10 protein-coding genes and 1 pseudogene are annotated in these 13,372 nt (G+C 37.2%); 7 read left to right on the top strand and 4 right to left on the bottom strand.

The window, feature by feature from the left end:
• Window positions 1-252 precede the first annotated feature (252 nt).
• The 6 genes and pseudogenes from FG27_RS04525 (at window position 253) to FG27_RS04500 (ending at window position 4,695) form a co-directional block, all read left to right on the top strand.
• Window positions 253-666 carry a single-stranded DNA-binding protein gene (locus tag FG27_RS04525; protein WP_037316099.1) on the top strand — a complete coding sequence of 138 codons (414 nt, stop codon included), beginning with the start codon at window positions 253-255 and terminating at the stop codon, window positions 664-666.
• Window positions 667-711: 45 nt separating this feature from the next.
• Complete coding sequence (locus FG27_RS04520; protein WP_037316096.1) at window positions 712-1,785, top strand: DUF932 domain-containing protein; 1,074 nt, start codon at window positions 712-714, stop codon at window positions 1,783-1,785.
• A gap of 53 nt (window positions 1,786-1,838) precedes the next feature.
• Window positions 1,839-2,033: a hypothetical protein gene (locus tag FG27_RS04515; RefSeq protein WP_037316094.1), complete on the top strand. Its 195-nt coding sequence runs from the start codon at window positions 1,839-1,841 to the stop codon at window positions 2,031-2,033.
• Window positions 2,034-2,148: 115 nt separating this feature from the next.
• A pseudogene (locus tag FG27_RS04510) lies at window positions 2,149-2,822 on the top strand (PRTRC system ThiF family protein); the annotation flags it as partial.
• A gap of 649 nt (window positions 2,823-3,471) precedes the next feature.
• The gene (locus tag FG27_RS04505) at window positions 3,472-4,119 is read left to right on the top strand and encodes a hypothetical protein (RefSeq protein ID WP_156101206.1); all 648 of its coding nucleotides are present in this window, start codon (window positions 3,472-3,474) and stop codon (window positions 4,117-4,119) included.
• Between the two features lie 294 nt (window positions 4,120-4,413).
• The gene (locus tag FG27_RS04500) at window positions 4,414-4,695 is read left to right on the top strand and encodes a DUF6520 family protein (RefSeq protein ID WP_231563257.1); all 282 of its coding nucleotides are present in this window, start codon (window positions 4,414-4,416) and stop codon (window positions 4,693-4,695) included.
• A 52-nt stretch (window positions 4,696-4,747) separates the two neighbouring features.
• Here the strand turns inward: FG27_RS04500 and FG27_RS04495 are convergent, their stop codons facing one another.
• The 3 genes from FG27_RS04495 to FG27_RS04485 are packed head-to-tail and all read right to left on the bottom strand — an operon-like array spanning window position 4,748 to window position 12,021.
• Complete coding sequence (locus FG27_RS04495; protein WP_037316088.1) at window positions 4,748-7,618, bottom strand: pitrilysin family protein; 2,871 nt, start codon at window positions 7,616-7,618, stop codon at window positions 4,748-4,750.
• Between the two features lie 16 nt (window positions 7,619-7,634).
• On the bottom strand, window positions 7,635-9,038 hold the full coding sequence (locus tag FG27_RS04490) for a RagB/SusD family nutrient uptake outer membrane protein (protein WP_037316086.1): 1,404 nt from the start codon (window positions 9,036-9,038) through the stop codon (window positions 7,635-7,637).
• Window positions 9,039-9,048: 10 nt separating this feature from the next.
• Window positions 9,049-12,021, bottom strand: coding sequence for a SusC/RagA family TonB-linked outer membrane protein (locus FG27_RS04485; RefSeq protein WP_037316083.1), 2,973 nt, complete (start codon window positions 12,019-12,021; stop codon window positions 9,049-9,051).
• A gap of 712 nt (window positions 12,022-12,733) precedes the next feature.
• Here FG27_RS04485 and FG27_RS04480 point away from each other — a divergent pair.
• Window positions 12,734-13,042 (top strand): hypothetical protein, encoded by a 309-nt coding sequence (locus tag FG27_RS04480; protein WP_156101205.1) that lies wholly within the window; start codon window positions 12,734-12,736, stop codon window positions 13,040-13,042.
• A gap of 38 nt (window positions 13,043-13,080) precedes the next feature.
• On the opposite strand, the gene FG27_RS04475 is transcribed toward FG27_RS04480, so the two are convergent.
• Window positions 13,081-13,293 carry a hypothetical protein gene (locus tag FG27_RS04475; protein ID WP_037316077.1) on the bottom strand — a complete coding sequence of 71 codons (213 nt, stop codon included), beginning with the start codon at window positions 13,291-13,293 and terminating at the stop codon, window positions 13,081-13,083.
• Window positions 13,294-13,372 lie beyond the last annotated feature (79 nt).

Raw genomic sequence — 13,372 nt, 5'->3', positions numbered from 1 at the left:
GACAAGTTTGGTGAAAAATCTCCACCCGCCGGGTAGTATTTCCCTTCAAAACCTTGGTGCTGCTAAACACGAACCTTTTATTCTCGTGAAACGAGACAAAGCATACTCCGGCTCTTTAAACGAATAAAAAAATGTCGGCAATAAGGAACATACAAATTGAAAATGGCCAAAAGGTGAAACGAAAGCACCTCCCCTCATTGCCGAATAACAAAAATTCAAAATCAAAAATCAATAATTAAAAACGTAGAAATCATGGATATCACAGGAAGACTGACAAGGAATGCGGAAGTAAAGACCCTTAACGACATCAGACAGGTAGTCAACTTCTCCATAGCGGTGAACGACAGCTACCAAAACAAACAGGGAGAGCGTGTGGAACAAACCGTCTTTTTCGACTGCTCTTATTGGAGAACCCCGAACGTAGCCAGGATACTCACCAAAGGCGCTTTGGTGGAACTCACGGGTAGGGTAAGTGTAAGGGCGTGGACAGGTATGGACGGCAAACCGCGTGCAGGGCTGAATTTTCATACCTCACAAATCAAACTGCATGGATTGTACCGTGGAGGGTGGGAAGGTAGCAGGGTAACAGAAACCCTGCATGCTACTGAACAAACCGAAAACAATAGGGTTGCAGTACAAGAAACCGAGGAAGACCTCCCATTTTAACAACGGGTATTCAACCATTTTTTAAACATTTTAAATCATTCTATTATGGCACACAACATTAATTTTAACGAGAGAACAGGACGTTATTCATTCTTTAGCGTTCAACAAAAAGCGTGGCACGATTTAGGGCAAATCGTGGAAGAGTACCCCACAAGCGGGGAAGCTATTGAACAGGCAGGTCTGGATTATGAAGTCGTAAAATCCCCGCTATTTACCAAAGGCTCGGGTGTTATCGAAACGGCTGATGGTATAGAGATAGGTAACAGCGAATTGGAAGTACCCAACTATTTCGCCAACATCCGCACCGATAACAATGCAGTTTTGGGCGTAGTGGGCAAGGATTACCATATCGTACAAAACCGTGAAGCCTTTAATTTCTTTGACAGCATTGTAGGCGGTGGCGAGGGAATCCTCTACGAAACCGCAGGGGTATTGGGCAAAGGGGAACGAATCTTTATTACGGCAAAACTGCCCGGTTATATCCGTGTGGGCAATGGCGATGACATTACGGAAAAGTACATTTTCCTAACCACTTCGCACGACGGTAGCGGGAGTATTACCGCAGCGTTCACGCCTATCCGTGTCGTTTGCCAGAATACCCTGAATGCTTCACTTCGTAATATGACCAATGTCGTACGTATCAAGCATACTTCGGGGGCAAAACAGCGTATCGAAAATGCCCACAAGATTATGGGACTTGCCAACACCTTGAGCGACCAGTTAGAGGACATTTTCAATGAGTGGGCAAAGGTAAAGGCAACAGACCAAGAGGTCAGAAAGCTGATACAGTTGGCACTTTGCCCAAACAGGGAAGCATTGGGGCATATCAAAAAAGGTGCAGAGGATGAACTCTCCACCGTGTTCAAAAACACCGTGGAGGATGCATTTGCATACGCAATGGTAAGCGACAGCCAACAAACGGAAACCACAAAAGGTACCTTGTTCGGGGCTTATAATGCCGTTACGGGCTACTTCCAGAACGTACGCAATTATAGGAACGATGAAGCCAAATTGCAGAGTATTGTAATGGGTGGAACAGCTAAAAGCAAATCACAGAAAGCATTTGACTTGTGTACTGCCTTTGCGTTGGACGGTGCGGAAACCCTAAACCTTAATTAAATAACCACAGGCTACCACCGATTAAGGTGGTAGCCTGTTAAAAAACAAGCCATATGAAAGCGAAATTAATAGATGAAGCAAAAAAATTGGCCAAGGCACAAAGCCTTGGCAAGGATTTCAAGGATGTGGCTATATACATCATTTACTGTAATCGAACGGACTATTTCTATGTAGATACCAATGGTTTTGTACGGTTATGGGAACGGTTTATAGGCTATTATAGCAACGGGGTTTTTTACAATGCATAAGAACCAGCTATGGGAATCTTGAAAAAAATTGCAGAACAGTACAACTTGAACCTGGTACGGGACTGTGAGGAATTGGACCACTCGTATATGGCAGGATTGACCAAATAGCGTAAATAATCCCATTACGGTAAATTTAATCGTGGCAGGCGGTACAGGCTCAAAGATCTCGACCGCAAGCGACAGGTTAATGGAATTGGGACACGCAGGCTTGCAAATCCGTCTTTGGGATGATGATATTATCACGACAGCCAATTTGGGGAGACAGCGTTTTGCTGAATGCGAAGCTGGTTTGTACAAATTCGTGGCACTATTAAACAGAGGTAACCGCTTTTCGGGGAGCAACTGGAAAGCCGAAAAACGGAAATTTGAAAAGGAAAATTTAGGAAGATTGCAGACAAGGGCAATCTAACCATCACTTGTGTGGACTATGTATGGGCAAGGTTTGATGTTGTTGAAATTCTAAAAGAAATAAACGACTGCAGGAATTACAGGGATAACCCGAAATATTGGTTGGGCTTCGCCAAAAGCAGGCATACAGGACAAGTATTACTATCCACAATCAGGGAGGTACAGCAACCCGGTTCGAAAAATTACAAAACGGTGGCAAACCTGCCAATGCTTACCGAAGAATTTGGAGAGTTATTAAAACAATCCGAACAAGGGGATGACACGCCAAGTTGCAGTTTGGCCGAAGCATTGGAAAAACAAGACTTGTTTATCAATTCCTCTTTGACCTAAATGGGCTGTTCTGTATTGTGGAATTTGTTCCGAAGGGGAATGACCGAATAGAGAGTATTTGTTCATAATCTGAAAGATTTCCAGGCCCATCCAATAGGAGTCGCTTGATATTCAAAAAATTGGACAAAAATGCAATTCCTTAATCCTTCGGAAACGCATTTTTTGCGCTTAATTACGAGGCAACCCCTTTGTCAAAATGTACCGCTCCACAATGCCCTTCCTTACATTTTATCAAATAGGTTGCTAGATTTTTTGCGTGGGCTATTCAGTTAATCAATCTTAAAGTAGCTTTTTTAGGCTTTCTCAAGGCCGCTGCTTTTTAATCCCTCAAAGCGTTTATTCCACGAGCTTCTCTCAATTTATAAGATGGTTAATGCCCACCCTCGTTTGTGGCCTTCCCCGGGGCTTCTAATTTATTTCTCTCATTGGAGAATTTTTAATAAATTTATTCTTTTGGATTAGAACCTGTCATTCAGTTTGTTATAAGATTCTATTGACAGGTATAATGTAGCCAAATTTTTATACATGCTGTCCCACATTCATACCCGTGATTATGAATCTTTATTTACTATCCATAATAGATAAAACACTAGAGGAAGCTATGATTAAATTTTCAAAGTTTCCAAGGGGACAGTCTACATTCTATTATAACCAGGATAAATTGTTGTTACGCCATACCCGGAAAATAGTAAATTTTTATATGAAATTTTTTAAAGAAATAGGGTTCCTACCTCTCAATCATACCTATTATAAAGGAAAATTGATAATGGAATTCAATTTGGAAAAGCCAGAAATTTTGGAATTCGATGCAATTTCCAAGAAATTGCTTGCTATTGGGAAAATCAAAAAGAAAGAAACTCCATTTTTACAGGATGATATCCTGCCTATTCATCTTCGTTGTTCCACAGTAGAAGCAATTTTATTATTGACCGGGGTAGCCGTGTTTGAAAAAGGTAATAATACAGCCCGGTTTATCCTTCATGAGTTTAGCGTTGCCAGGAACCTTATTAACCCAACACCCCATTATCTTCAATACCTTCACAAGTTTTTAGGGCAGTATGTCCAAAATGAAGGTAAACAGTCCATTGGCAAATTATTAAAGCATTATGAAAAAAACTACCATCAGTTCCAAAAGGATTGTAAACAATATTTTGAGGACACGTTTTATCAGTTTTATAACAAGATGAGAATGATTGATTGCGTAAAGGATATCTTATTTAGCGTATTGAGTTTGAAGGAAATTGCCCATAAAAATGGGCTTACTGATTATAATGGGATGTACAAAATTTTCAAAAAGTATGATAAACTACCCTTGCATGGTATCCCCAGGTTTTCAAAAGACTTTTAACCATGGTTAAATTATTTCCATATAATTGACGTCTTTTTCCATATAATTTACAGGATTTACCATATAATTTACGCTTTTAGCCATTTTTTAATTGCTTTTGGTTTAGGAACTTTGGTACAACAGTTAAAGGAGTAAGATTACAGGAAAGTTCTATTAATTGTGGTAAAGTGCTTTTAAAGCCTATGCGCTGTCTGAAAAAAGAAAAAAAATTAAACATATTATTGCGCGATGATGCAGGTGAAGCCGAGTACCTGTTTTACAACGGCATTATTTATTAACGTAAAATTCAATATTATGAAAACTAAAGTTTTATTACCAATGTTGGCATTTATATGCGCCATCGGAATGGCTTTTGCCACCACAAACCTAGAACCTGAAATTAAGGTTCAAAACAACGATTATGTACTTATTGATGGCTCCTGGGAAATTATACCAGAGCAGAATTGCGAGCAGGGAAGCAATACCTGTCGGGTACAGTTCGGACAGGGAGGTCCCATTTATGATGTGTATGATGAAATGGATCTTCAAACTAAAAAAAACAGTAGTACGCCGGATCCCACTGTTTTAAATCTTTAATTAAAAACTATAGGTGAACCGCATCACTTTATTAGCGATGCGGTTTTTTATATTAGTTCATTAACTCTTCATTTTCGATTTGTATTTCGTGTAAATATTTATCCCGAAAGTATTCTCTCGCAATTTTCTGAATATCTTGTTTAGTTAAGGATTCAAAAAAATCGTGTATCTCAACCGGATTGATGAATGGTTCATTGTACCTGTAATAATAATATAGTTTCTCTAAGATATTAGCCTGGCTGTTTAATGTTTTTACCAGAAAATATGGTTGATTATGGATCATGATTTCTTCAAATATGTTATCCGATATATCACCATTCTTAATAGTCTCAATATATTCAGCAATCGACTGCTTTACAATAGGAAATTCGTTTGGATGAATATTGACAAGAAAGGTCAATTCATTGCGATCCATGATTCTGTTTGTATAAGTACCCGCCGAAAAGTAATATAACTTCAAGGCTTTTTCAGACCGGAGTTTAAATAACATCCTATTGGCAACCTGGCCCAATAATCTCAGTTTGATATCTTCTTTCCAATTAGAATTCTCACGTTGTTTTATAAAACTTAAGGCATAGTAAGAATTTATCGTTTCATAAAATTTTGAAGGTTTAAGTTGATGTCTTTCAGGACCCTTATTGAAAGACACCTGCCATTTCCTTTTAAGGTCCGGTGAGTTCTTACCAGGAAGATTACCTAAATACTTCTTTAACATTGGAAGAATTTTATCTTCTTCAAAATCACCCGTTATAATAAAAGTAAATTCCTCTGGATTAGAAAAAAGGCTACGGTAAATCTTATGTGCATCTTCAAAATTCACACTTTTAATAGATGAGATACTTTTAGTAGCTTGTGGCAAATTCGAATAATCTCCCGTTACTTGTCCCATAAAATCTATCAGGTCGTTTCTTGGGTTTATTCCCTTCAAAGCAATTTTTAAATAAGTTTTTTTCCAGTCCTTAAATGCTAACTTATCCTGACGGGGGTTGGTAAAATATAAATACACGATTTGAAGTAGTGTTTCCAATTCGTCCACAGAGACTTTCTCCTTTATACCTGCTTCATCAAACGTGATATATGGTTTAACTCCCAATTTTAAAGAACTTGTATTTTTATAAAACCTGCTTAATTCAAATTTGGAAAATTTACCAACCCCTGCATAAGATACTACAGCCGGGGCATAAAGAGCAGAATATAATTTTTCTTTGGGAAAACTTGCAGCTCCTTGAGGTCTAAATCCCTTTAAAATAATTTGATCACTTGGATTTGATTTTAAGGATTTCAGAATAAGCTTTATTCCGTTCTCTAAACGATACTCCCTGGTACCATTTATCCCGTTTCTTGCCTTATGTTCCTGGTTAATTTTAAGAGCAGCTACCTCATTATTCGTCAAAATTAAATTAGGTCCGTTTATGACTTCAAATGGTACGACCGATTCTTTTAAAACTTTTTTTATGAATTTTCTAGTCGTTTGCTCAATTTGCAATTCAGATTCATAGTTTTTAGGAAAAATCATTCCAATATCATCCGGAATCTGGGAAAAAACACTGTCAATAGTGGCATTTACTTCCTCCTTTGTCAAATTCTCAAGGTATTTTTTCAATTTTGAATTCTTTTGATCGGAAAAAACCTCCCCATAAGCAAAGTGATTCATCATTTCTGTGCTCCAGTAGGTGATTGATTCTTCATTTTTTGTTAGGATTTTATCTACTACAATATTTTTTACTTTCTCCATTTCATCTTTACGGATCCCATATTCTTTTAACTGTTTAATTATTTGTACAGTCTCCTTCAAGGCATCTTTTTCCTTATTAAGACCGGTATTAACAACAATTTTTAAAGCGCTTTTAGGTTTGCCTGAGTGTTTATTATTTGATTTGTATGTATGCACCGCATATTTGTCTGAAATTTTATTGTAAACTTGTTCTTTTACTTTGAAACGTAAATTCAGTACCCGAGCGATCAGTTCATTCTTAAGCTTTTTCTTCATGCCAGCCAGGCTATTTATCTTTTCAATGGTTTCGGAATCCGGGTAAATAAGATGTATTGATATAGGATTTAGGTAGGTAGGTAAATTTGCTTTGCTAAATACAATCTCAAACTTTGGTTTATTGGAATAATATTCCTTATTACAGATTCTTTCCATTAACGGCTCTTTGCTGTTTATTAGTGATGAAAGCTTTTCTTTTACTATCCCCTCTAAGTCATCGATGTTTTTAATATTCCCTACTATATATACGGCCATCTGATCAGGACGGTACCATTTTTTATAGAAATCCTTAACATCTTGATGGGGGTAAGACTTATTATGGGCAATAAAATTTTCATAACTATTTAAGCAAGGGAATAATTGACTTTCTAATTTGCTTTCGGCTATCAGAACATCTTGATTTGCCTCATTAGCCAAATATTCCTGAAGTAATACCCCTCTTTCCCTTTCTGTACTACTTTGGGATACATCCAAACCATCCGCGATATCTCTAAACCAATCCACCCCGGTTTTAATAGCCTTTAGATTCTCTCTTTTAGGCCAGAAAAAATAGTATGTAAGCAGTCCACCTGTCTTGGCGTGGACATCATAAGTATCCATATCCAAACTAGATAACAACTCCGAATTTTGATTTAATCCTTTTGGAAAATTTTTAGTCTCTCTAAACGCTAAATGTTCTATATGGTGTGCAAAATCTAATTCGTGTGCTTCTTCCTTATAAGAACCTGTTCTAACTAAAAACCCCATTTCTAATTTAGGATCCTGAGTTTCAATTTTTTTTATAAAATAAGTTAAACCATTTTCAAGAACACCGTACTTTACAGTGGGATTCAATGCAATATCAGGAGCTTCTCCAGGAGGAGTTTGACCGCTTAAAATCGTGAATGCGAAAATCATATAAATAATTACTGAATATTTGAGAATAGATTTCATTATTCTTTATTTATAATTAATATCCCGAATTTTGGGAGAGATTTGGATTTTTCATTCTTTCTTCAGCGGGAACTGGATAAAATACATCTGTATCTTCCCAAGAGGGATTATCTCCTAAAACAGCACTTGCCTGGCCTGTACGTTTTAAGTCAAACCAGCGATGCCCCCACTCGGTAAACAATTCTTTTCTTCGCTCTTCCATGATTTTTTCTAATAGTTCATCCCTTGTAATCCCCAAACTTTCTTCAGAAATTAAGGCTGTTCCCGCCCTGTTTTTTATAATATTTAAATCCTCTATAGCTCCAGAAAGATCACCTTGTCTTGCTTTTGCTTCAGAACTAATTAGATATTGTTCAGCCAGTCTCAAGGCCATAGAATACTCTTCTATAGGAAATTCACTACTATTTCTAATTTTATATTTATGGGGGAAAGCAGCATCTCTACTACTATTATAGCTTGTCCATTCAATAAGACGGCGATCTTCACTTCCCAGACTTTCCAAGAAATTACTTGTCAGTTTAACAGTAGCAAAAAAGGACAACACGGGGTCAATAATAAAAATATTACCCTCGTTAGTATGACTGACGATACCGCCGCTTCCCAGGGGTGATAATTGCCAGATAGCTTCTTTACTGTTTGCTAAAAAAACCGCATTAGGATCATCTAAAATTTCATACATAGAGTCCCCCTCAATTAGCATTTTACTATAGTTTTCAGCCAGTTCCCATTCTTCGAGGTAGAGGTAAACTCTTGCTAAAAATGCAGTGGCAACAGATTTATTTGCAACAGTACGTTCTCCTTCACGGTAGTTTATACCCATAAGGTCAATAGCGCTTAGTAAATCATTCTCGATCTGTTGGTAAATCTCTGATGCTGGACTGCGGGGTTCTAGTTCATTACTGCGGTAATTAGTAGTTAGAATAAGAGGCACATCCCCATATAAATTTGTAAGATAAAAATAGGTAAAGGCTCTCACGAACTTTGCCTCCCCTTCTAATTGTAAATTAACTTCCAGTTCTATCCCTTCAGAATTTTTAAGACCTTCAAGAAATGAATTAGTTAAATAAATGATATTGTAGGCACTAGCCCATAAATCTAGGTTGTGTTGATTATCAGGGAAAATTTCGTTCTCTTGAAATTGCATTCTTGGCAGATTTGTAGTATTTAAATTCGATAGATTATCAGCGGATAACCCACATAAAAAAGTAACACTACTTCGGGAACCATTGCTAAATGAGGACATATATAGTTGGTTATATATTCCCGTCATAGCACTAATAGCGGTTTCATTGCTATTAAATACTTCAGACCTCACTAGTTTATTATTTGGTGTATCTATTTCAACAAAATCCTCACAGGAGAATAATGTAATTATGAAAAGCATCATTATTGCCCGTTTGGTTATTCTATTAAGCTTCATAATATTGTTTTTATAAGTTAACTTGTAATCCTGCTGTAACAGTTCTCAAACTATTAAAAGCACCTTCAGAAAAGGGCTGATCCGGATCTAATCCGTCATAAGGGGTTATCGTGATCAAATTTTGGCCGTGGAGGAAAAGACGGCAACTTTGTAAGCCAGTCTTCTCTGTAATACTGGTGGGAAGGTTATAGTTTAAAGAAATTGTTTTTAGCCTTAGAAAAGAGGCATCCTGAACGGGAAATAAAGAATTAAGCACATTATTGAAAGCATTAGTAGCTAACCCTGATTGAGAAAATCTTTGATACGCATTTCTATCTAAAACATCATTTGTTGTGTTTCTGCTGGGACCTGCATTAAATAATGACCTTCTCCCATTTTGCTTTACAAACTCCCATAAGAATTGTAATGAAAAATCTTTATAGGCGAGGTTATTATTGATGCCTCCGAAAAATTCTCTATTTCTATCTAAAACAACTATCCGATCGCGGTAATCGAAACTTCCATCTTCATTTACATCTCTAACAGTGTATAAACCTGTCTCAGGATCTAGGCCTGTATAATCATACAATAAGGAAATATTTACTGGATGTCCCACCCTGTAAGTGTTTGCATATGAAGATTGTTCAATGCCAGGGTAACTTACTAATTCATTTTTAGGGAAACTTATGTTAAGTGAGGTTTGCCAACTAAAATTGTTATTATTAATTAATTGACTACTTACTTCCAATTCCCAACCACTATTTTGAATTGTTGCCGGTAAATTGGCCTGGACGGATGTAAAACCGGTGATATACGGTAACGAATACCCAACAAGTTGATTGGAGGAGCGATTCTGATAGCGGCTTAATCCAAATCTAATTCTATCTTGAATCAGGCCTAATTCAATAGCGAATTCGAGCTTTTTATTGACTTCCCAGGAGTAATCTGGATTCGCCAGGTTCGTAGGATATAACCCGCCGGGCCCTACTGTTGCCTCATAAGCATCTAAGTAACCAAAATCTCCAATTTGGTCATTCCCGGTTGTGCCATAGCTACCCCTAAATTTACCAAACGAAATGAAACTTAGGTTTTCTTTGATAAAGGATTCTTCAGAAAATATCCAAGCTGTTCCAATTGCACCAAAATTTGCAAAACGATTGTTTGGTCCAAAACGGGAAGAACCATCCCGCCTTCCTGTAAAATTTAAAAAGTATTTCTTATCCCAATTGATTCCTATTCGCGAAAAAATAGCACTATATCGATACTGTGTCCTATCAATTCTTCCGTTTGTTATAGATTCAGCTGCTGCGATATTTCCTATCAATGCTTCAGAGGCATAACCGCTTCCCTGAAAGTTCGTTCTTGTACCTGAATTTTCTTGAAATGTTGTTCCTATTATGGATTCTACATCTAGTTTCCCATATTTGAAATTATAAATTAACTGTGGCTCTACAACCCACGATTTCAGATTGGAATCCAAATGAATAGAATTATTTGGAAAATTAGCATCCGGACTATAAGATCTACTCGGTAACTTCCACAATTCTTCACTATTATAATAAGTATAACCAAGGTTGGCTCGAAATTTTAACCCCTCTAATAACTCATAGTTAAGTCCCAGGTTTGATATTAAATTATTTGTTTGGGTCGTACTTGTGTTATAATATCCCTCTAATGGGTTACTTAAACCTGCCAAAGCCCAATCCTCCCAGTTTAATGTTCCGTCAGAATCAAAAATTTCTGGGCCATTTGGAGGTAAAGTAAGTATAGCTGAATTTAGGTTTAAGTTGCCTACTAGATTATTAACGTCTACACCATAATTAAGACTTGCATTTATATTAAGCTTTCCGTCTTCTGAGGTATGGTTAATATTTAAGTTTCCTGTAACTTTTTCGTAATCATAATCTCCAGGATAAACTGTTCCCTGGGAAAAATAAGATCCTCCTACTCTAAAAGTAGTGTTATCGCTCCCTCCTGAAAAAACCAGGTTGGCATTAGTAGTCTCTGAGGTACCCCCAAAAAGAAATTCCTGCCAGTCTGTATTACTGTTTTGATCCCACAGTAATAAATCATAAGCATTTCTTTCGTTAGGTTCCACACCATCATTTTCAAAAGCTCTGCGGCGCACACTAAGGTATTCTGGGGTATTCAATAAATCCAGTCGATTAGGCACTCTTGCGACTCCAGTATAAATACTGGCTTCTAAACCAGTACCTGTATGTTGACCTGTTTTGGTTGTAATTAAAACTACACCATTCGCTCCTCTAGAACCATAAATTGCAGTAGCATCGGCATCCTTTAATACTTCGATACTTTTAATATTGGAAACGTTTATATTATTGAGGGGGTCTAACCCGGCATTTCCGATTATTGAATTGGTTTCTATGGGAGTTGAATTAATAGGCACCCCATCTATTATATATAAAGGAAAATTACCTTCCTCCCTTAAACTGTTAATACCCCTTATACGTATAGTTGAAGCTGTACCAGGATTACTGCCACCGGGAATTATCTCAACCCCCGCCATTCTCCCTTGCAAAGCTTGTATAGGGCTCACCACCGGCTGCAACTCTATCTCCTCGGCAGTTACCTTACTAATATTACCCGTACTTTCCCTTTCCGTTGTGGTATAATACCCGGCGTTTATTTTCACTTCGCCCAGGGCGGCAATATCTTCCTCAAGCTGAACATTAATTTCCGTCCGGCCGTCTACGGCCATTTCCTGTTTTTTAGAGCCTATGTATGAAAATACCAGCGTGGAATTTGCCGCGGCGGTAATGCTATATTCCCCGTCCAGGTTGGTGACTACACCTCGTGTGGTATTCTTTACTATTATGCTCACGCCCGGAATGGGAAGGCCGTTTTGATCTTGTACTATACCCGAGATTTCCTGTTGAAAGGGCAGGGTAGTAGTTGCTGCATGTGCAGCTTTGGACAGAAAGAAGAGTATCCCGCCAATAATAATTAGCGCCACCCATTTAAGGCGCGAGTAATTATTTTTCATAATTTTACGTGTGATTTAAGTGAAACATTGTTTTACTTAAGCTTAGGCCTTCCCCACTCAGACGCCAATCTTTAGTATGGGAAGGCTTTTTGGCTTAATTCAAATTGCCCCTTTCCCCATAGGGGGAAGTAATTTTTATAAAAAAATTATGGGGAATCCCGGCTCCCTATAGCCGAAATTGTAAACCTAATACTCATTTTCCCAAACCAGCCACCCTTTGTTCCCCCTTTGGGGGCTAGGGGGACGGTTTCCCAACCCAAAGCTGTAAAAAAATATAGGGTATCACAGCACCCACGGGATTATGAAATTTTTTGCTTATCCCGCAATAAGCTTACGATTAGACATAAGATTTGGCCACCAAACATTGTGTTAGTACTGCGATACATAAAAAAATTGTAGAAAATCACTTTGAAAATTATGAAGAGAAACGGCCTGGTTTGCTAAAACAAAAAAGGCGTGTCTCAACTTATCGAATCGCGGTACTGGTATACCTTGTACACAATAAGTGAGCCCACGCCCGGGTCGTGAGCACTTCACTTATCATCTCGTGTACTAAAAATTACCAGTTTTCGATTCGAGATTCAAAGCGAATGCTTCTAATATTTTACTTTAAGAAGTTTCGCAAAAATAATTTATAAAATCAAATATAATATAAATTATTTTAATAGCACTATCGTGCTGTAAAAATTATATAAATCTCTTTTCTTTTGTATTGATGCCTGATAAAAAACGTATTAAAAAAGAAAAGAGGGTTTATAACGTTGATAAATACGTGTGTAAGTATATCCGAGAAAATATCTTTAAAGGTTTTGATAAGGAAAAGCCTATGAAAATAGCAGATAAATTTGGTATACATTATCATACTGTAGAAAAAATATTGGGAAGACCGGATGGTTATCACATTCCGGTATACACTTTAAGCACTATATGTTTTTATAAAGGTATGAAGCTTTCCCAATTTTTTAAAGAAGTTGAAAGGCTATATGGTCGTGAACTGGACGATTCATATAAACTAAAATAGAGTTTCATAAACTTTCCTTCCAGTGTAATGGTTTAAATTTAGAATATAACTCCAATTTTCGACCATCTACAAAACTTATTTACAATTTTATTACTCTTAGGTTCATACTCAACTTCTACAAAGAATTTTTCTAAATCATACAAGGCAAATCTAGCGTTTGGCTCAAGCCTATAGGTTGTAAATTCACCTTCATTAAAAAGTTTTGGATATTGCTCTTGCTCTGGTAATGATTTGAATTCGTAAAGTGTCATATAGTAAAAGGGGAATTTTCCCCTGTTTAAATCCAAGACAAGGTTTTATATTGAACATTATTTTAGGGAATTTCTTCTA

The sequence above is a fragment of the Salegentibacter sp. Hel_I_6 genome, from assembly GCF_000745315.1.
Classification (GTDB): Bacteria; Bacteroidota; Bacteroidia; order Flavobacteriales; family Flavobacteriaceae; genus Salegentibacter.
The sequence above is the reverse complement of the archived record's forward strand: the minus strand, read 5'-3'. Positions and strand labels throughout refer to the sequence as shown.

Coding starts and splice junctions, on each gene's coding strand:
- FG27_RS04525 (WP_037316099.1), top strand. CDS start 253: ATGGATATCACAGGAAGACTGACAAGGAATGCGGAAGTAAAGACCCTT.
- FG27_RS04515 (WP_037316094.1), top strand. CDS start 1,839: ATGAAAGCGAAATTAATAGATGAAGCAAAAAAATTGGCCAAGGCACAA.
- FG27_RS04505 (WP_156101206.1), top strand. CDS start 3,472: ATGAAATTTTTTAAAGAAATAGGGTTCCTACCTCTCAATCATACCTAT.
- FG27_RS04495 (WP_037316088.1), bottom strand. CDS start 7,618: ATGAAATCTATTCTCAAATATTCAGTAATTATTTATATGATTTTCGCA.
- FG27_RS04490 (WP_037316086.1), bottom strand. CDS start 9,038: ATGAAGCTTAATAGAATAACCAAACGGGCAATAATGATGCTTTTCATA.
- FG27_RS04520 (WP_037316096.1), top strand. CDS start 712: ATGGCACACAACATTAATTTTAACGAGAGAACAGGACGTTATTCATTC.
- FG27_RS04500 (WP_231563257.1), top strand. CDS start 4,414: ATGAAAACTAAAGTTTTATTACCAATGTTGGCATTTATATGCGCCATC.
- FG27_RS04485 (WP_037316083.1), bottom strand. CDS start 12,021: ATGAAAAATAATTACTCGCGCCTTAAATGGGTGGCGCTAATTATTATT.
- FG27_RS04475 (WP_037316077.1), bottom strand. CDS start 13,293: ATGACACTTTACGAATTCAAATCATTACCAGAGCAAGAGCAATATCCA.